Here is a 17869-nt window from a genome sequence, read left to right as displayed (position 1 = left end):
TATGCCATTTAATCGACCGACATTAACGGAATTACGCCAGCGCAATAAGTCCTATATCCAGTCTGAGTTAAAAACCACCGGCAGTTTACTGCGCTTCTCTAACCTGGGCGTGATCAGTGATGCTGATGCCGGTCTAGCTCATTTGCATTACGGTTACCTTGATTATATCGCCCTGCAGGCCACGCCATTTCATGCCACTGACGAATACCTGGCTGGCTGGGCCGCGCTGAAAGATGTGTTTCAAAAACCAGCCAATCCTGCAACTTGCCCTTCCGTCTTATTCACCGGAACGGCAGGCCGGACTATTGCTGCCGGTGCGGTGCTGAATCGGGCTGATGGTTATCAATACATCCTCGATAGTGATGTAACGATAGCCCCGGCAGGAACGGGTACCGGCAGTGTAACGGCTATTTTGTCCAGCCCATTGGATGATGTTACCGGTGGCGGGGTGGCAGGCAATGCGGATGCAGGGACGCTGCTGACACTCGACGTTGCCGTAGAGGGCATCCCTTCTGCGGCGATAGCGACGGTGAAAATAGCGGGAGGGGCAGACATTGAGAGTGAAGATGCTTTTCGTTCCCGCATGTTGCTGGCCTACCAGAGTACCCCTCAGGGCGGTAATGATAACGACTACCGATTATGGGCGCTGGCGGTGCCAGGCGTCACCCGATGCTGGGTGGCGCGGCGCTTAATGGGCGCGGGGACCGTGGGCATTTATTTTATGTGCGACGGGAATGATAACGGGGGTTTCCCGCAAGGCTCCGATGGCATATCGCAACGGGAGCAATGGGGAGCCATAAAAGCGACCGGCGACCAGCTGCGCGTGGCTGATGCTATCTATCCCCTGCAACCGATTATTGCACTGGTTTACGCCTGCGCACCGACAAAAAAGCCGATTGATTTTGTTATTGCGGGGATAGCGGGGGCGGGCAGTGCCACGGTTGAGGCTATCAACGCGGCCATCGATGAGGTCTTTTTCGAGGAAGGGGAGCCTGGCGGGAAAATTTACTGGTCATCCTTGCTGCTGGCCATTGGCGATGTGCCGGGTACCAGTGGGTTTGTCCTTACGTCTCCCTCGACCAATACCCAACTGGCGATCGGCGAACTGCCGGTGAGGGGGAGGGTAACCTACACATGAGCCGATTCTCCGTTAATGAATATACGCAGGCTTTGCAGGCTCTCATGCCCACGGGGCTGGCGTGGCCACGGCGACCGGATGGAGCACAAACGGCGGTGCTCAGAGTGTTGGCTGCCGCCTATCAGCGCAGTGATGAAGAGGCGCAGGATCTGTTAATTGCAGCATTCCCTGCCACTGCTACAGCGTTACTGCCAGAATGGGAATCCACGCTGGGTCTGCCCGATTTATGTGCTATTGGTGAGATTGACAGCCTTATCCAACGCCAGCGCGCCGTGGTGTCTAAATTGTTCGGCTCAGGTGGCCAATCGGCGGCTTATTTTATCCGGGTAGCTCAGGCGCTGGGGTATAGCATTACCATCACGCAATATCGGCAGGCCTGCACCGGTATGTCCGTTTGTGGCGATGCCCTCAATGGGCAGGACTGGCCGTTTACCTGGCTGATTACCGCCCCGGAAACCACGGTTAATACAGCCCAATGCGGCCTGACTTACAGCGGCGATCCGCTGCGAACATGGGGTAATAAACAACTCGAGTGTCGCCTTGCAGCGCTAAATCCCTCACATGCCATTCTCCGGTTCGGCTACATTAGTTAACTCATGACTTTCTTTAATTTTAAAGCGCCTTGATTGGCGAGGAATTTTCTATGCAAAAAATTGGCGATATTCCCAATACTCGAGCGGACAGTAACGGCGAGTTTACCGATGGTAACGTTGCTGGCGGTACACCGCCCACCATCTTGCCGGCGGAGTGGTTTAACACGATTCAGCGGGAATTGATCAACGTATTGGTCGCTGGTGGGGTGACACCCGACACGACAAAATTTAATCAGCTCATCACAGCCATTTCAAAATTAATCACTGATGGTGGTTTTTTAAAAACAACCAATAACCTGTCTGAGATAAAAGCAGCGGGACAAGCCGCCGTCGCACAAACTCTCGCAAACCTTGGTTTGGGCGATGCAGCAAAACGAACCGTGGGAACGGGAACTACCCAGATCCCTGATATGAGTAGCTTTGGGTCTTCTAAAGGCAGTAACGGATGGATGAAGCTCCCATCAGGATTCATTTTTCAATGGGGTCTCACCGATGCGGGGTCAACGACACGAGAAGTCACTTTCCCTATACCGTTTCCGACTGCGGTGGTTCTTGTTAACCACTTTGATGCTTCCTGGGTGACACAAACTAATGGAGCAAGGTGGGGAGCAACAAACAGGACGGTGACGGGATTTACTGGAAGAACCGATACTGCCGGTGAAGGCGGCCAATATCTGGCACTAGGATACTAAAATGACGACATATATTTATAGCGCAAAAAATAACGCCTTTTTCCCAGTAGACTATTTGGATGATTACAGTCATTGGGATTTATCTGATGCTGTTGAGGTAAGTGATGGCGTGGCTATGGAGTTCATGGGGGGCGCACCGATAGGAAAGGTACGCGCGGCAGGCGTCGATGGGCATCCTTGCTGGACAGATAAGCCGCCAGCGCTGCCGCTATCTGACGATGAGTTAGCTAGTCTGGCGAGACAATACCGTGATGCCTTTATTGTTGCGACAGATAACATGATGGTCAGCGATTATTCGATTGATGATATCCCGCTAACCAGCACCCAGCGTACCGAGCTAACGGTCACTCGCGCCGCGTACCGCTCGTGGCCGACACTGGCAGGCTGGCCGTTGATAGAACTGCCGGTAATTGGCGAGTCGGATAAATCCCGCTGGCTACTGATCGAGGCGGTGAATAATGGCTATGTGGTACCGGAGTGGCCACCGGAGTTCCGTTAAATCTTGATAGGCCGCATGGTTCGTGGCCTATAAAAAATCACTCAGGCTTTAGTGGCCACTCGATATCAGGTGCTTTTGATGTATCAATCCGCATCAAGGCCACGCGATATTTACGCCATGCTGCAAGGTCAGCTATTTCTCTATCGCTTGCACTCCCATCATTAACAGCGTCCTGTCGCCATTCAATCCCGGAATCAGCAATGGATTTTAGCCGGCTCTTTTCAGCATTAGCACTGGAGATTAATTCCCCACTGGTCGGGGGCGGTAAATCAACCCATGCAGGCATTCCATTAATAACGCCGCGTTGTTTACCTACGGGAGGATTGCCATTAAATTCGATATAAATAGAATCATCGATTTTAATAATATCCGATAAATTCCAACCTGCATCATCATACGAAGGAAGAAGAGCTTCCGCTAGAAATACACGGTTTTGTGCGGACCAAACATAGTTCCCCATATTAATATCCTATAGCAAAAATATAACCTGAATCGTTTGTCGTTGTTGACTGACTGGTAGCTGCTCTAAAAGTAACCCTGAAATGTGCCTCATCAACTATTGACGCCTGAACCATTACGGCACTGGAAGTATTTTTACATGTTCCAAACACCCCTATTGCAAAAGTAGGAAAAGGAGTAGGAAACGTTTTAGCAGACGCTACGTTTCCTGTTTCACCTTGCACCTGTATACATTGCAAAATTATACCATTTGGAAATTGAACCCAACCACTATCGGGGTGTAGTGAACCAATGAAAAATGACATGTCCGGGATTTGATTAGTACCAGTCCCCACTGTTCGTTTTGCTGCATCGCCCAAACCAAGGTTTGCGAGAGGTTTTTATAAGCAGCATTCTTTGGTCATTTGCCTTGCTGTGACACACTCCGATTATTTTTTCGGGGAAATCAACATGCTGATCGGCTATATCCGGGTATCAACAAATGACCAAAACACCGAACTGCAACGTAATGCGTTAATCAGTGCAAAATGTGACCTGATTTTTGAGGATAAAATCAGCGGAAAATCCACCGACCGTCCGGGATTGAAAAAAGCCATGCGCCAGCTATCTACCGGTGACAGTCTGGTTGTCTGGAAGCTGGATCGCCTTGGCCGCAGCGTCAGACACCTTATTACGCTAGTTGAAGATTTAAAGAGTCGGGGTGTTCATTTCCGTAGCCTCACTGATAGCATCGATACAGGAACGGCGATGGGGCGCTTCTTTTTTCATGTTATGAGTGCGCTGGCGGAAATGGAAAGAGAGTTAATTGTCGAGCGTACCTGTGCCGGGCTGGCTGCTGCGAGAGCGGAAGGGCGGATAGGAGGGCGGCGTCGTATTATGACCGATGAGGTTATTGAAAGAGCAAGACGCATGTTTGCCAATGGCGCTAGCTTGCATCAAGTGGCTTTGGTGCTCGAGGTATCACCTAAGACGATTTACAAATATATCCCTGCCGAAGATCGCCTTGCCTTGGCATCAGCCTAATCAACCGTGACCGGGTCTAATTGTCCGGTCTATTTCAATCGTATGATAGATCTGTAACTCACCACTGCACCGGGCCTTAATTTAAATAGTTCACACCTGCATCACTGATCCCGGCATCAATATTTTTGTAATTCGCTGACGATATGCCGCGCCTGCTCGACTGTTATCTCCATTGTCTGAATGACTTCCGCATTGGATAAGATTGGCGGGCTTTTTATCCTGGCATTGAAAATCATGGATTTGCTGCGTGTTGAATGGCTGATGGTCAGAGAGTCAAATTTATAGATCACAGAAAAATTCTGTTCGAAGCCTTTTGTTGCTGACACGAGTAGAACCTCAGATAGATAAATTACTGTGTAAATATGCAGTATAAATTATCTGACCGCCAATGTGTTTTAAGTGAGTAATAGGGCAAGATCTCGTCGGGGTTTTACCATTATTTCACCATCATTTTACCATCGCTAAATCCCACCCATAAAAAAACCAACCGCAATGGGTTGGTTTTTAAGAGATTATTTGGTCGGCATGAGAGGATTTGAACCTCCGACCCCCGACACCCCATGACGGTGCGCTACCAGGCTGCGCTACATGCCGATGCAATGGATTAATACTACCTTTTCTCTTTACGATTGCAAGAGTATAGCGAATGTTTGCTTGTTTTTTAGGCAGTTAAATGCAGCAACTTTAGTTGGCAATAAAGCGTTTCACATCGGTCAATACTTGTAATAGCAACGCCAACTGCGGCTTTTCGTCTTTTACCTCGATCCCTTGCTGATCAAAGGTTCGGTAGTTACCGCTATTATCGAGCACGATGGTTTGTGTTGGCGTGGTGATCACCAGTACGCCATTTTCGCCGGTGGCAAGCCAATTATGATTGCGCTGTGCGGCAAACAAATCTTCACCCTGCGAATAGTCCTCTGGCGCTGTGCGTACGTGTAATAAACGCTGCATCAGCGTGGTCATCACGTCTTCATGATTGGTCAGTTTATTGACTTTCTGCGCCGGTGTGCCTGGCCAGTGAATAATCAGCGGCACCTGCAATTGGTAGCGGTTAAAGCTGCTGCCTGCCCCCCAGAGACCTTGGTGACTATCATCGAATTCGACGCCGTGAGATGCGGTGATAACCACCACGGTTTTATCCAGCAGATCTTTCTGCTTCAGTGTGTCGATAATGGTCGCAATCTGCTGGTCAACATTCTTGGCTCCAGCCTGATAGTGGCGGATAAAATCATTGGGTACCGCAGGCGTGGATACTTCAGCCGGATCTTGGGATTCTTGTGAACCAATGAGATTGACGTAGGAAAACCACGGATTCGGGTTAGGCAAGCTGTTCAACCATTGTTGCCATTGGGCTGTCGTCGCACTATCACTCTGTCGGGCTGGCGCAGGTAATGAAAAATCGGACAATAATGCCTGACGATAAAGAGCCGATTTAAACCCATCGGAAGAGAATAAACCGAATTGATAACCTTGTGTACCCAGTGCGTTAATAAAGGTTGAAGGCTCACGAGCCGCCAGAATACTGTCCAGATACGTTGGAGAAATACCATAAAACAGGCCAAATAAACCGGTTTCTTTACGGTTTCCCGAGCTGTAATGGTGGTTGAACTGGATATTATATTGGGCAAAATCGCTCAGTGCTGGCATGTCCTGCTGTAGGCTTTCTAGCCGAATGCCGTCTACGACAATCAGCAACAGGTTATAACCGCTACCTTTATCGCTAAAAGTGATGCTATTGAGCGGATATTCGACGGTAACGGCTTCAGGATTGCCTTGCTCAATAATGCGGCGCTGATATTCCTGTTGATCCAGCAGACCGTGTTTCTCCAGAAACTTACGAGCTGTCATAGGATAAGAAAGTGGCAGGTTGGCGCGCTGCATGGTAATCGGCCGATAGAAATTGGCATCCGCCCAGATATAAATCAGATGTGAGGCGAAAAATGCCGAAATAAATACTGCGACGACTGGCTTAACAAACCGTTGACGGTTTAAGCTGCGAAGTTTTTGCCAACTCCAAGTACCAAATAGCATCTCGACCAGAAAGATAATGGGTACGGAGACGAAGATCAGTTGCCAATCGCGGGCTAATTCACTTTGATCAGGGTTGATCACCAGTTCCCAGACCACTGGATTCAGGTGTAAATGAAAACGGGTAAACACTTCGGTGTCTACCAGTAACAAGGTTAACCCGGTAGTGGCAACTGCAGCAGAAAGGAATCGTAGCAAGCGCTGGGACATCACCACAAAGGTCAGCGGGAAGATCACCAACAGATAAACAGCGAAGACGATAAAACTGAAATGCCCAAGCCAACTGACCAGAGCATAGATACGGCCAACCAAAGAGGTTGGCCAATCAGAGACAAACAGATAGCGGCTACCCAGCACCAGGCTGAACAGAATGTTAAATAAGGCGAACCAGTGCCCCCAACTGATCATTTGGGAGACTTTTTCACGATAGCGCTGACGATTTGTCACCATATAGAGATAGCAGTCTTAGCCGAATAATTAATGGGCTTTATCTTCACGTATTGAAGCCTGAAGTGCTTCAACGAAAGATTTCGCTAATACCTTGCGCTGCGCTGGGGCAATGCTGGTATTGATCAAATTTGTCACCATATTCCCCAAAACCATCAAGGAAAGATCGGTTGGGGTGCGGTGTTTCTCTAGCACCTGAACCAGTTCTGAAAGCAACTGTTCGACGTGTTCGTCACTGTAACGGGATGATTGTGGCATAAAAATTGTACTCAGCGCCTGACAAAGTCCCACATCTTACCGTATAGAGCGACGGTTTTCCGCTATTTTATAGCATTAAGAATCAATTGCAGGTGTTTCGGGTTTCGCGCTGCTTTTGAGTTGCGGCTTCAGGGCATCGGTGTTTGAATACGCCCCTAGCTAAAAGGAGTATTGATCATGAGCCTTGATATCGACCAAATTGCTTTACATCAACTGATTAAACGTGACGAACAGACTCTGGATGTCACGTTACGGGATTCACTGTTACCGGCCAATGCGGTAGTAGAAGAAATGATGACGGAACTGCACCGTGTCTATAGCGCCAAAAGCAAGGCTTATGGTTTGTTTAATGAGCAAAGCGAGCTGGCGGATGCTTTAAAACGTTGCCGTAAGGGGGATGAGGATTTCCTCGCGTTCAGTCGCGCTGCCACGGTACGTTTACGTGATGAACTGGCGAAATATCCCTTCGCTGAAGGTGGTGTGGTACTGTTTTGCCAATATCGTTATCTGGCCGTCGAGTACTTACTGATTTCGGTACTCAGCAGTTGTAATAGTCAGCGTGTAGACGAACAGCTCGATTTGAGCACGACCCGTTATCTGGATATTAATCGTGCTGATATTGTGGCTCGCATTGATTTGACCGAATGGGAAACCAACCCAGAATCCAGCCGTTACCTGACGTTCCTGAAAGGGCGTGTTGGTCGTAAAGTTTCTGATTTCTTTATGGATTTTCTGTCTGCAGCTGAGGGGCTGGATACCAAGGCGCAGAACCGTGGCTTATTGCAGGCGCTGGACGATTACTGTGCGGATGCGCAACTGGATAAGAATGAGCGCCAAGCTTACCGCCAGCAGGCTTACAGCTATTGCAATGAACAATTGCAAGCTGGTGAAGACATTGCCTTGCAAGAACTGGCTCAGGAATTACCGACGTTGGGTGATAAAGATTTCAAAGCGTTCTCCACCGAGCAGGGTTATGCACTGGAAGAGACGTTTCCTGCCGATCGTAGTACGTTGCGTCAGCTCACCAAGTTTTCCGGCAGTGGCGGCGGGTTGAGCATTAACTTCGATGCCTTGCTGTTAGGCGAACGTATTTTCTGGGATCCGACTACCGACACCTTAACGATCAAAGGCACACCACCTAATCTGCGCGATCAATTACAACGTCGACTGGGCGGAGGGAACTCGTAATTTTGGGGCTGATTTATCAGCGGATGTGAGTTGTGGGTCAATGGCGTCATGAAGTGGAAAGCCGCAGTGATGGTTTTTCGCCGAAGGGCGCTTTTTTATGTCGGCGATTGATTGGCAGGAACGGCGGTACGGTTATTGAGTGGTAAAGAGAATAAACACAAAAAATGCCAGACAGTATGAACTGGCTGGCATTTTTCATCGCATCAGCGATGCTTTCTCATTTTCGGCGTCCCGAAATATCGATCTCGCAGATTAAACGCGAACGAAGTCGATATGAGTCAGTTTTGGTTTGAAAGCGTGACGCTGAACAGCCTGAACCTGGACTTTAACTTCTTTACCATCGATAACCAGAGCAACTGGCTCGTTGTAAAAACCAGGTTTCAATTCCATGTTTTTAGTGGTGTCGTGGTCCAGAGCGATAGAAATCGCTGCTTCCGTGCCACCGTAAACGATAGCTGGGAATTTATTTGCTGCACGCAGGCGGCGGCTCGCACCCTTACCCTGGTCGTTACGTACTTCTGCATTGATAGTGATCATTTTGTTTTCTCTCGAAAGAAAATTTACCCTGCTACAGGCGACCCAGTAACAGGTTCGTTAGTCAGTTTACTTTGGGCGAACCCAGAGCAAAGCGGGCGGCATTCTAGCGAAATATCACCCAGACAGCAAACAAAACCGCAAATAAGCTGGGGGGCGCAGGACGCTAACCCAGTGAGTTTGCTCGGCGAAAACGTCCCTGATAATCAAAAACCTTTTCGCGTATTTGCCACCATTGTCCACGCTTACGGGCAACAACAAAATCGGGGGAGCGCAGCAATGACTGTTGGGCAATAACGTCTGCCGCCGTTTGCCATTTAAGCGCGATGCCTGGCGCTCGTTGGTGTGGGCGTAGAAATAGTTGTTCAAAAGCCATGCGCTGCGCCTGAGTGGTTAAACGAAAACGTTCACTGGTGCTGGTGCCATCTTCATCGTAATAGGTGATTTTCAGCCATTCGCCTTTGGCATCCTGACCGGATTCCAGCGCCATCCCGCCACAACGTAACACCAGCGCGTCTTTGAGTTTTAGCGCCGCCTTGAGCATATCATCGGGGTCGACCAGCACGGCCTGACACTGATGACAGCGGCGGGCGGCAATATCATTTTCTGCACCGCAATCAGGGCAGATTTTAAAGCGGAAACGGTAATCACATTGGGCGCGATGCCCCTCATCATCCTCAAACCAGCCCTGGCAGCGGCGGCCAAAATGCTCGATGATTTCGCCAGATTCAGTGCATTTCCCCCAGAATAGGTTAGCAAAACCGCAGTCAGGACAAAAAACCTGTACTGGCTGGCTATCGCCATGGGGCTTGCTGGAGCCGACTTCTGGTGTAAACAAGTCGTGTGGGTTGCCCGCGTAATCCAGAATTAGACAATCTTCTTTACCCGGTGATAAGCGTAATCCGCGCCCGACAATTTGTTGGTAGAGGCTGACGGACTCAGTAGGGCGCAAAATAGCGATTAAATCTACATGGGGAGCATCAAAGCCGGTAGTCAATACGGCGACATTAACCAGATAACGTAATTTCTGTTGTTTAAATGCATGAATCAGCGCATCGCGTTCAACGGCGGGCGTTGCTGCGCTGATTAGCGCCGCCTGACCGGCGGGTAGCAGGCCATAAACTTCTTTGGCATGTTCCACCGTGGCGGCAAAAATCATCACCCCTTTGCGTATGGCCGCATATTCAATGATTTGGCTAATAATATGCGGTGTAATACGCTGTTGCTGTTTGAGTTCTCGGTCTAAATCAGCTTCAGGGAATAGGCCGTTGCTGTTGCTGGTCAGGCGGCTGAAATCATATTGTACCACCGGCATATCCAGCCGTTCTGGTGGAACCAGAAAGCCGTTCTTAATCATATAGCGCAGCGGTAATTCATAAATACAGTCGCGAAACAGGCTGTTCTCATCACCGCGAACCATACCATGATAGTGAAACTGATAAATCCACCCTTTACCCAAGCGATAAGGCGTGGCGGTTAAGCCCAGCAAACACAGCTTGGGGTGGTTTTTTTGCAAATGCTGAATGATTTGTTGATATTGGCTATCGGCATCGTCACTGATACGGTGGCATTCATCGATAATCAACAAGGAAAAGGCGCTGTCAAATAATGACAGGTTACGAGCAACCGACTGCACACTGCCGAAGACCACTTTACCTGCACTTTGCCGTTGTTGCAGGCCAGCAGCAAAAATATCAGCCTCCAGACCATAGGCACAGTATTTAGCGTGATTTTGCGCCACCAATTCTTTAACGTGAGCCAATACCAGCACCCGGCCTCGGGCCAACTTTGCCAACTCGGCAATAACCAAACTTTTTCCTGCTCCAGTCGGTAGCACAATCAACGCCGGTGATTGATGGCGGCGAAAGTAGGCAATAGTGGCGTCAACGGCTTCTTGCTGATAGGGGCGTAGAGTGAAAGCCATCACTTAGCTTACCCGGCATAGAAGGGAGGTCATGGGTAACATATCCTTAATATTTTCAGCGAAAATTATCCAGCCATAGCGGTAAAAACTTTCTATTATTATGCCTATTCCGTGCTATCGGTGCGAGAACCTCTCGCTTGGATGCAACTGTTCCTAGGATGATGAGGCAACCCTCGCTATACTGATTAGTCTGATAGACAGCAAATGATATTCCTCCTATACGATTATTACTGCTTCATTTAATTTCTGGTTTTGCTACTCATTTGGGTGGGCAAGGCATTGTGTTGATTGGCAACACCATCATATAAACAGGCAAAGTAGATTCAATGCGATTGGACAAGTTTTTATCTCAGCAATTAGGGGTTAGCCGTGCACTGGTTGCACGTGAGTTACGGGCAAAACGCGTTACCGTTGATGGTGAAATCGTCAAAACCGGCGCACTGAAACTGACTCCAGAACAGGAAGTGATGTTTGACGGCAATCTGTTACAACAACAGGTTGGGCCGCGTTACTTTATGCTGAACAAGCCACAAGGCTATGTATGTTCCACCGAAGATCCCGATCATCCGACCGTGCTGTATTTCCTCGATGAGCCGGTTGCCTACAAATTACATGCCGCAGGGCGTTTGGATATCGATACCACCGGTTTGGTACTGATGACGGATGATGGCCAATGGTCGCACCGCATTACTTCACCGAAACACCATTGCGAGAAGACCTATCTGGTCACCTTGGAACATCCGGTCGCGGATGACACCGCAGAGCAATTTGCCGTGGGCGTACAACTGCATAATGAACCGACGTTGACTAAACCGGCTCAGCTTGAAGTCATTGAGCCGCAACAGGTGCGTTTAACCATCAGCGAAGGGCGTTACCATCAGGTAAAACGCATGTTTGGTGCTGTGGGTAACCGCGTAGTGGCTCTGCATCGTGAACGTATTGGCGCGATCGTGATGGATGATGATTTGGCTCCTGGCGAATACCGTCCATTGACCGAAGAAGAAATAGCCAGCGTAGGCGCTCCGCATCTCTAGCAGCCAACGTTATTTCAACGTTGCGTCCCTCGGTGATTAGGTTACTGGTTTTTTCCTGCGTTCTCAGGGTGAAAATTCTGAGAACCTAGGCTATTGAAGGAGTTATTGAGCGTGCAAGAGAACCGGACATCCCATATTGGTCTGATCTTTATCTTGGGGCTACTTTCCATGTTGATGCCCCTGGCCATTGATATGTATCTGCCCAGTATGCCAATTATCGCCAAAGAGTTTGGCGTTGGGGATGGCAGAGTACAAATGACCCTGAGTGCCTATGTGCTCGGTTTTGCTATTGGCCAGATGTTTTATGGCCCGATGGCGGACAGCGTTGGGCGTAAGCCGGTGATCTTATGGGGAACCCTGATTTTTGCTTTGGCTGGTGTGGCTTGTGCTATGGCACAGTCCATTGAACAGTTGATCAATATGCGCTTCCTGCATGGTTTATCGGCAGCAGCAGCCAGCGTGGTGATTAATGCATTAATGCGGGATATGTTCAGCAAAGACGATTTCTCGCGCATGATGTCATTCGTGGTGTTGGTGATGACCATTGCCCCTTTGCTGGCTCCGATTATCGGCGGTGCCTTGCTGCTGTGGTTCAGTTGGCATGCGATTTTCTGGACAATAGCTGGCGCGGCGTTGATCGGTGCGGTGTTGGTCGCCTTCTTTATCAAAGAAACGCTCCCGCCAGAGCGGCGGCAGACATTTCATCTGCGTACCACTATAGGTAACTTTGCCTCACTGTTTCGCCACAAACGTGTACTGAGCTATATGCTGGCCAGCGGCTTTTCTTTTGCGGGTATGTTCTCATTCCTCAGTGCTGGGCCTTTTGTTTATATCGAGTTAAACGGCGTTTCACCGCAAAACTTCGGTTATTACTTTGCGCTGAATATTGTGTTCCTGTTCCTGATGACGTTAATCAATAGCCGCAATGTTCGTCGGGTTGGCGCGATCAAAATGTTCCGTTTCGGTTTATCCGTGCAATTGGTCATGGGAATGGGGCTGCTGGTAGTTTGTGCGTTGGGGCTGGGTTTCTGGGCGTTAGTCTTCTGTGTCGCCGCTTATGTGGGCTGTATCGCGATGATCACTTCCAATGCGATGGCCGTGATTTTGGATGATTTTCCTCATATGGCGGGCACCGCATCATCTTTGGCTGGAACCTTGCGGTTTGGTATCGGAGCTGTGGTGGGAACGCTGTTGTCGATGGCACCTTCCCGCAGTGCATGGCCGATGGTTAGTTCAATGGCCTTCTGTATTATTGCCGCTGTATTTTTCTATTTGTACGCCAGTCGGGGTAAGAAAACGGCTTGATTCGTGAATACATAACGCTGCCAGTGATGACTGGCAGCACGCTTTTTGCCTGCTGAAATTCCTGCCTGAACTTTTCTCGTTTGTACGTTTTCTACGTCCTCTATGTCCTTGATGCGATATTTTGTCAGATGACAGTGTTATATTGGTTAGCGTGATAATAATAATGTTTATTACTTGTTAATTTGTTTTGTGACTAAGTTAAAATAAGGAAAGTCATCATTCGGGAAATATACCCGATAAAAACGCCAATTCAGGTAATGGAAAATTCAGTTAGTTTTATTATTATCAAGTAGATAAGTCTATTATTCTGATGTTGTATCCGGCTAAAGTGTTCCTTACTTGTAAAATATAAACGAAGACTAGGTAACCGACTTGCAAGAAAAATGGTTGAGATAGTGGGCGGAAAGGTATACATATAACGAAAAAATGGGATCTAAATCTCAAACTCGCTTTTTCAGTTAGTGTGGGAAAGCGGGAAAAAGCCAGAAAAAGCCAGAAATGACTGAAAACAATCTTGTTGAAGATACGTTTATAGATTGTTATTAATTTACATATTAATGGGGTTCTAATCAGGCATAATGGCGCTTTAACGGCTATAACTTAGTTAGCATGTGACCTTGTTGTGCTTTTGTCATCATTGTTGTTAATTTTTACTAGGAAAGACGCGTGAATAATATTCAACTTTCGGTAGTACATCGTCTGCCGCAAAGTTATCGTTGGTTGTCCGGTTTCATCGGCGTTAAGGTTGAACCGCTTCCGCTAGCGACGATAGACGAAAAAAATAACCTGATGGGGTTGAAATTACTGAGCCATGACGGTCATTCCGCCAAGCTGGTGATGCAGCGCCTGCACCTTTCACTGCAAGAGATTCAGGTTGATTCGGCCATTGTTGAATGGGAAGGGGAACCTTGCCTGTTTGTACACTGCCATGACGAAAGTGCCGCGATGTGCCGCTTGAAAGATGTGGGTGTGGCCATCGCAGAAACCATGACCGCGCTCTATCCTTTTTGATGATACCGACGGTTTTTCAATCGGCCAGTTGCAGTAGCTGCTGAGTGTAAAGCTGCGTCGGAGAAGTCAGTACTTGCCTGCATTCTCCTTGTTCCACGACCTCGCCTTGTTTCAGGACGATTAACTGGTGGCAAAGTGATTTCACCACCTGCAAATCATGGCTGATAAACAGATAGCTTAGTTGATGACGTTGCTGAAGTGATTTTAGCAGTGCCAGAATCTGAGCCTGCACCGATTTATCCAATGACGACGTCGGCTCATCGAGAATTAATAGCTGCGGTTGTAATATCAACGCCCGGGCAATCGCAATTCGCTGACGCTGTCCACCGGAAAACTCAGTTGGATAACGGTGACGGGTTTCTGGATTTAGCCCCACTTCTTCCATTGCGGTGATGACGCGCTGTTCCCGCTCGGCAACGGTGAGTTTTTGATGAACCTCCAAGCCTTCGGCAATAATTTGCCAAACAGCCAGGCGTGGATTGAGTGCTGAATAAGGATCCTGAAATACCACTTGTATCCGGCTGCGGAAGGGCAACATCTGTTTGGCATTGAAGCGGTGCAGTGGCTGACCCGCAAACAGTATTTCCCCCGAGGAGGGCAGTAAACGCAGCAATGCCAGCCCGGTGGTGCTTTTACCCGAACCGGATTCGCCCACCAAACCTAAACTCTCTCCCGGACGTAAATCAAAACTGACGCCGTTGACCGCATAGTGGTGAGCTACCGTTCGTCGCAGCAGCCCTTTTTTAATCGGGAAAGCGACCTGTAAATTTTTTACCTGTAGCAACGGTTCGGTCATCGGCGGCAACGGCAGTGGCTCGCCCTGAGGTTCGGCATCAAGCAATTGTCGGGTGTAGGGGTGCTGTGGGTGAGAAAACAGCGCCTGACGGCTATTAAGCTCCACTCTGCGGCCTTCACGCATCACCGCGACGTTATCGGCCAACCGGCGGACAATATTCAGGTTATGGGTGATAAACAGCAAGCTCATGCCTAATTCTTGTTTGAGTTCCTTCAACAAGGATAGGATCTGCGCCTGTACAGAGACATCCAGCGCCGTGGTGGGTTCATCGGCAATCAATAACTTAGGTTGGGTTAGCACCGCCATTGCAATCATGACCCGTTGCTGTTCACCGCCAGATAGTTGATGGGGAAAATCGCCCAGACGCATTTTGGCATTGCGGATACCGACGCGATCCAGACAACTGATGATTTCGGCGCGCGCCGCTTCTTGCCTCATATTCCGATGGAGTGACAACACTTCCGCCAGCTGTTTTTCAATGCTGTGCAGTGGATTGAGCGATACCATCGGTTCCTGAAAAATCATGGCAATCTGGTTACCGCGAATACTGCGTAGGTGGTCTTCATGAGCATGGAGTAGCGATTGACCGGCAAACAGAATATCCCCACTGGGATAAATCACCGGTGGAGAGGGTAACAACCGCAGCACTGACAGCGCGGTCACGCTTTTGCCTGAGCCAGATTCACCCACTAATGCTAAGGTTTCCCCCGCCTCAATCTGTAACGAAAGTTGGCTGACAACTTGTCGTTCTTGCAGATTTTGACGAAACGCAATACTGAGATTCTGGATATCCAGCAGCGGGGTTGAGGTGGACATATCAGTATGCCTTGCTTGGGTCGAAAGCGTCACGTACCGCTTCGCCGATGAAAATCAACAGAGAAAGCAGCATTGCCAGCGTGATAAATGCCGTTAATCCCAACCAGGGAGCCTGTAAATTGTTTTTCCCTTCCAGCAACAATCCGCCCAATGATGGCGAGCCGATCGGCAAACCAAAGCCAAGGAAATCCAGTGAGGTCAGGGTGGTAATCGATCCACAAAGAATAAATGGCATAAATGTTAGCGTGGCTACCATTGCATTGGGTAATATATGGCGTGACATAATCACGCGATCCTGTACGCCCATTGCTCGTGCCGCACGGATGTAATCGTAGTTACGGGTGCGAAGAAATTCAGCTCGTACCACGCCAACCAGCGCCATCCAGCCGAATAAAACGGTAATCACCAGTAGCCACCAGAAGTTGGGTTGAATAATACTCGAGAGTAGAATGACCAAGAATAGGGTTGGCATACCCGACCAGACTTCGATAAATCTTTGCCCCCACAGATCGATTTTTCCGCCGTAATAACCCTGTATTGCCCCAACGGCAATCCCTATCAGGCTGGAAAACAACGTCAAAGTTAAGCCGAACAGCATGGATATACGGAAACCGTAAATCACCTGAGCCAGTACATCATTACCGTTACTGTCAGTACCTAGCCAGTTGGTGCGGCTCGGCGGTGATGGAAAGGGAATCTGCGTGTTGAAATTAATGGTGTTATTGGCATAACGGATCGGAGCCCAAATAGCCCAACCGTGATTTTCTATCTGACGGATCACAAAAGGATCCTGATAATCAGCCGCAGTCGTTAGCACGCCGCCGAAGGTCGTTTCGTTGTAATTCACCATAAAGGGCAGATATAGCTTACCCTGATAACTCACCAGCAACGGTCGGTCATTGGCAATAAATTCGGCAAACAGACTGATGATAAACAGGGTCATAAACAGCCACAGCGACCAATAGCCACGTCGGTTATGCTTGAATCGCGCCCAGCGTGCGCGGTTGATATCACTGAGCGAACTCATTGGCGACCCTCGAAATCAATACGTGGATCCACCAGCGTGTAAGTCATATCACTGACAATATTCAACAGCAGGCCAATCAGCGTGAAGATATACAGAGTGCCAAACATCACCGGATAATCTCGTTGTAGCGTCGCGTCGTAGCCCAGTAGCCCGAGGCCATTGAGTGAGAACATCACTTCGATAAGCAAAGAACCGGTGAAAAACATGCTGATAAAGGTGGCGGGAAAACCGGCAATCACCAGTAGCATTGCATTGCGAAATACATGGCGATAGAGAATTTTTTCTTCGCTCAGCCCTTTGGCACGCGCGGTAATCACATAGTGTTTGCGGATCTCGTCCAAAAATGAATTTTTGGTCAGCATGGTTAAGGTGGCGAAGCCGCCGATCACGGTAGCCAGCACCGGTAGTGTGATATGCCAGAGATAATCGGTGATTTTTCCATACCAGGGTAGGGTATCAAAATTACTGGAAACCAGTCCGCGCAGCGGGAACCAGTCGAAATAACTGCCGCCGGAAAACAGTACGATTAATAGAATGGCAAACAAGAAGGACGGAATGGCATAGCCAAGAATAATCAGCGTACTGCTCCAAGTATCGAAGGGCGTTCCGCTACGAACCGCTTTCTTGATACCCAGTGGAATGGAGACCAGATAAATGATCAGGGTACTCCACAGACCGAGGGAAATAGAGACGGGCAGGCTATTTTTGACTAACGCCATTACGGTTTCGCCGCGAAACAGACTGTCGCCAAAATCGAAGCGAGCATAGCGCCACAGCATCTCAAAATAGCGTTGGTGCAACGGCTTATCGAAACCGAATCGTTGTTTGATTTCGGCGATGACTTCTGGATCCAGACCACGGGAACCCCGATATTGACTGTCACCGGGCAAACCGGCACTGATGCCAACTTTTGCACCGCCCAGATTGCCGTCAGAAGCACGGTTTAAACCACTGTGCTGACCGAATTCGATATTGGCAATCGCCTGATCTACTGGGCCGCCGGGCGCGATTTGTACAATGAAAAAATTGATGGTGATAATCGCCCACAAAGTGGGAATGACCAATAATAAACGACGTAATAGATAAGCCCCCATTGT

Annotated in this window: 19 protein-coding genes and 1 tRNA gene; 9 read left to right on the top strand and 11 right to left on the bottom strand. The window is 48.9% G+C overall.

Annotated features, from left to right (window positions below):
• Window position 1 precedes the first annotated feature (1 nt).
• Genes DJ39_RS13780 through DJ39_RS13765 form a run of 4 tightly spaced genes read left to right on the top strand, consistent with a single transcriptional unit; the run spans window position 2 to window position 2922 of the window.
• Window positions 2-1138 carry a baseplate J/gp47 family protein gene (locus DJ39_RS13780; RefSeq protein WP_004722854.1) on the top strand — a complete coding sequence of 379 codons (1137 nt, stop codon included), beginning with the start codon at window positions 2-4 and terminating at the stop codon, window positions 1136-1138.
• Window positions 1135-1731, top strand: a complete 597-nt coding sequence (locus DJ39_RS13775) for a YmfQ family protein (protein ID WP_038251475.1) — start codon at window positions 1135-1137, stop codon at window positions 1729-1731. The genes DJ39_RS13780 and DJ39_RS13775 overlap by 4 nt, the downstream gene beginning before the upstream one ends.
• A 50-nt stretch (window positions 1732-1781) precedes the next feature.
• Complete coding sequence (locus DJ39_RS18380; RefSeq protein ID WP_004722851.1) at window positions 1782-2423, top strand: gp53-like domain-containing protein; 642 nt, start codon at window positions 1782-1784, stop codon at window positions 2421-2423.
• A gap of 1 nt (window position 2424) precedes the next feature.
• On the top strand, window positions 2425-2922 hold the full coding sequence (locus DJ39_RS13765) for a hypothetical protein (RefSeq protein ID WP_004722849.1): 498 nt from the start codon (window positions 2425-2427) through the stop codon (window positions 2920-2922).
• Window positions 2923-2959: 37 nt separating this feature from the next.
• Here DJ39_RS13765 and DJ39_RS13760 read toward each other — a convergent pair whose 3' ends face one another.
• Both DJ39_RS13760 and DJ39_RS18480 read right to left on the bottom strand, forming a co-directional pair.
• Window positions 2960-3382, bottom strand: coding sequence for a tail fiber assembly protein (locus tag DJ39_RS13760; RefSeq protein WP_004722846.1), 423 nt, complete (start codon window positions 3380-3382; stop codon window positions 2960-2962).
• Between the two features lies 1 nt (window position 3383).
• Entirely contained in the window at window positions 3384-3686 is a 303-nt protein-coding gene (locus DJ39_RS18480) for a gp53-like domain-containing protein (RefSeq protein ID WP_420804283.1), read from the bottom strand.
• A 145-nt stretch (window positions 3687-3831) separates the two neighbouring features.
• On the opposite strand from DJ39_RS18480, the gene DJ39_RS13755 reads away from it, so the two are divergent.
• Window positions 3832-4404, top strand: a complete 573-nt coding sequence (locus DJ39_RS13755) for a recombinase family protein (protein ID WP_004722843.1) — start codon at window positions 3832-3834, stop codon at window positions 4402-4404.
• 116 nt (window positions 4405-4520) lie between these two features.
• On the opposite strand, the gene DJ39_RS13750 is transcribed toward DJ39_RS13755, so the two are convergent.
• The 4 genes from DJ39_RS13750 to DJ39_RS13735 all read right to left on the bottom strand — a co-directional run bounded on the left by DJ39_RS13750 (window position 4521) and on the right by DJ39_RS13735 (window position 7137).
• On the bottom strand, window positions 4521-4730 hold the full coding sequence (locus DJ39_RS13750; RefSeq protein ID WP_234049302.1) for a hypothetical protein: 210 nt from the start codon (window positions 4728-4730) through the stop codon (window positions 4521-4523).
• A gap of 191 nt (window positions 4731-4921) precedes the next feature.
• A tRNA-Pro gene (locus DJ39_RS13745) sits at window positions 4922-4998 on the bottom strand.
• A 90-nt stretch (window positions 4999-5088) separates the two neighbouring features.
• Window positions 5089-6882 (bottom strand): LPS biosynthesis-modulating metalloenzyme YejM, encoded by a 1794-nt coding sequence (yejM, locus tag DJ39_RS13740; protein ID WP_004720955.1) that lies wholly within the window; start codon window positions 6880-6882, stop codon window positions 5089-5091.
• A gap of 27 nt (window positions 6883-6909) precedes the next feature.
• On the bottom strand, window positions 6910-7137 hold the full coding sequence (locus DJ39_RS13735) for a YejL family protein (RefSeq protein WP_038244187.1): 228 nt from the start codon (window positions 7135-7137) through the stop codon (window positions 6910-6912).
• 177 nt (window positions 7138-7314) lie between these two features.
• Between DJ39_RS13735 and yejK the strand changes: the two genes are divergently transcribed.
• A complete protein-coding gene (gene yejK, locus DJ39_RS13730) occupies window positions 7315-8325 on the top strand; it encodes a nucleoid-associated protein YejK (protein WP_004720952.1) in 1011 nt (336 codons plus the stop codon).
• 252 nt (window positions 8326-8577) lie between these two features.
• Here yejK and rplY read toward each other — a convergent pair whose 3' ends face one another.
• Both rplY and radD read right to left on the bottom strand, forming a co-directional pair.
• Window positions 8578-8862 (bottom strand): 50S ribosomal protein L25, encoded by a 285-nt coding sequence (gene rplY / locus DJ39_RS13725; protein WP_004720947.1) that lies wholly within the window; start codon window positions 8860-8862, stop codon window positions 8578-8580.
• A 163-nt stretch (window positions 8863-9025) separates the two neighbouring features.
• Window positions 9026-10783: a DNA repair helicase RadD gene (gene radD, locus DJ39_RS13720; protein WP_004720946.1), complete on the bottom strand. Its 1758-nt coding sequence runs from the start codon at window positions 10781-10783 to the stop codon at window positions 9026-9028.
• Between the two features lie 326 nt (window positions 10784-11109).
• Between radD and rsuA the strand changes: the two genes are divergently transcribed.
• The 3 genes from rsuA to DJ39_RS13705 all read left to right on the top strand — a co-directional run bounded on the left by rsuA (window position 11110) and on the right by DJ39_RS13705 (window position 14133).
• Window positions 11110-11817 carry a 16S rRNA pseudouridine(516) synthase RsuA gene (rsuA, locus tag DJ39_RS13715; RefSeq protein ID WP_004720943.1) on the top strand — a complete coding sequence of 236 codons (708 nt, stop codon included), beginning with the start codon at window positions 11110-11112 and terminating at the stop codon, window positions 11815-11817.
• A gap of 111 nt (window positions 11818-11928) precedes the next feature.
• Window positions 11929-13122, top strand: a complete 1194-nt coding sequence (locus DJ39_RS13710; RefSeq protein ID WP_038244176.1) for a Bcr/CflA family multidrug efflux MFS transporter — start codon at window positions 11929-11931, stop codon at window positions 13120-13122.
• A 666-nt stretch (window positions 13123-13788) separates the two neighbouring features.
• Complete coding sequence (locus tag DJ39_RS13705; RefSeq protein WP_004720939.1) at window positions 13789-14133, top strand: YejG family protein; 345 nt, start codon at window positions 13789-13791, stop codon at window positions 14131-14133.
• Window positions 14134-14149: 16 nt separating this feature from the next.
• On the opposite strand, the gene yejF is transcribed toward DJ39_RS13705, so the two are convergent.
• From yejF to DJ39_RS13690, 3 genes are read right to left on the bottom strand one after another with little or no spacing between them, the layout of a single operon-like run.
• Window positions 14150-15745 (bottom strand): microcin C ABC transporter ATP-binding protein YejF, encoded by a 1596-nt coding sequence (gene yejF / locus DJ39_RS13700; protein WP_004720937.1) that lies wholly within the window; start codon window positions 15743-15745, stop codon window positions 14150-14152.
• A 1-nt stretch (window position 15746) separates the two neighbouring features.
• Window positions 15747-16772: an ABC transporter permease gene (locus tag DJ39_RS13695; protein WP_038251474.1), complete on the bottom strand. Its 1026-nt coding sequence runs from the start codon at window positions 16770-16772 to the stop codon at window positions 15747-15749.
• Entirely contained in the window at window positions 16769-17866 is a 1098-nt protein-coding gene (locus DJ39_RS13690) for a microcin C ABC transporter permease YejB (protein ID WP_004720934.1), read from the bottom strand. The genes DJ39_RS13695 and DJ39_RS13690 overlap by 4 nt, the downstream gene beginning before the upstream one ends.
• Window positions 17867-17869: the final 3 nt, after the last annotated feature.

The sequence above is a fragment of the Yersinia ruckeri ATCC 29473 genome (genome assembly GCF_000754815.1).
In the GTDB taxonomy this organism is placed as follows: domain Bacteria; phylum Pseudomonadota; class Gammaproteobacteria; order Enterobacterales; family Enterobacteriaceae; genus Yersinia; species Yersinia ruckeri.
Note: the sequence above shows the minus strand (reverse complement) of the source record. Positions and strands in the feature narration are given on the sequence as shown.

Bases quoted from the DNA above. Each gene is read 5' to 3' on its own strand.
- DJ39_RS13780 (WP_004722854.1), top strand. From the start codon at position 2: ATGCCATTTAATCGACCGACATTAACGGAATTACGCCAGCGCAATAAG.
- DJ39_RS13775 (WP_038251475.1), top strand. From the start codon at position 1,135: ATGAGCCGATTCTCCGTTAATGAATATACGCAGGCTTTGCAGGCTCTC.
- DJ39_RS18380 (WP_004722851.1), top strand. From the start codon at position 1,782: ATGCAAAAAATTGGCGATATTCCCAATACTCGAGCGGACAGTAACGGC.
- DJ39_RS13765 (WP_004722849.1), top strand. From the start codon at position 2,425: ATGACGACATATATTTATAGCGCAAAAAATAACGCCTTTTTCCCAGTA.
- DJ39_RS13760 (WP_004722846.1), bottom strand. From the start codon at position 3,382: ATGGGGAACTATGTTTGGTCCGCACAAAACCGTGTATTTCTAGCGGAA.
- DJ39_RS18480 (WP_420804283.1), bottom strand. From the start codon at position 3,686: ATGTCATTTTTCATTGGTTCACTACACCCCGATAGTGGTTGGGTTCAA.
- DJ39_RS13755 (WP_004722843.1), top strand. From the start codon at position 3,832: ATGCTGATCGGCTATATCCGGGTATCAACAAATGACCAAAACACCGAA.
- yejM (WP_004720955.1), bottom strand. From the start codon at position 6,882: ATGGTGACAAATCGTCAGCGCTATCGTGAAAAAGTCTCCCAAATGATC.
- DJ39_RS13735 (WP_038244187.1), bottom strand. From the start codon at position 7,137: ATGCCACAATCATCCCGTTACAGTGACGAACACGTCGAACAGTTGCTT.
- yejK (WP_004720952.1), top strand. From the start codon at position 7,315: ATGAGCCTTGATATCGACCAAATTGCTTTACATCAACTGATTAAACGT.
- rplY (WP_004720947.1), bottom strand. From the start codon at position 8,862: ATGATCACTATCAATGCAGAAGTACGTAACGACCAGGGTAAGGGTGCG.
- radD (WP_004720946.1), bottom strand. From the start codon at position 10,783: ATGGCTTTCACTCTACGCCCCTATCAGCAAGAAGCCGTTGACGCCACT.
- rsuA (WP_004720943.1), top strand. From the start codon at position 11,110: ATGCGATTGGACAAGTTTTTATCTCAGCAATTAGGGGTTAGCCGTGCA.
- yejF (WP_004720937.1), bottom strand. From the start codon at position 15,745: ATGTCCACCTCAACCCCGCTGCTGGATATCCAGAATCTCAGTATTGCG.
- DJ39_RS13695 (WP_038251474.1), bottom strand. From the start codon at position 16,772: ATGAGTTCGCTCAGTGATATCAACCGCGCACGCTGGGCGCGATTCAAG.
- DJ39_RS13690 (WP_004720934.1), bottom strand. From the start codon at position 17,866: ATGGGGGCTTATCTATTACGTCGTTTATTATTGGTCATTCCCACTTTG.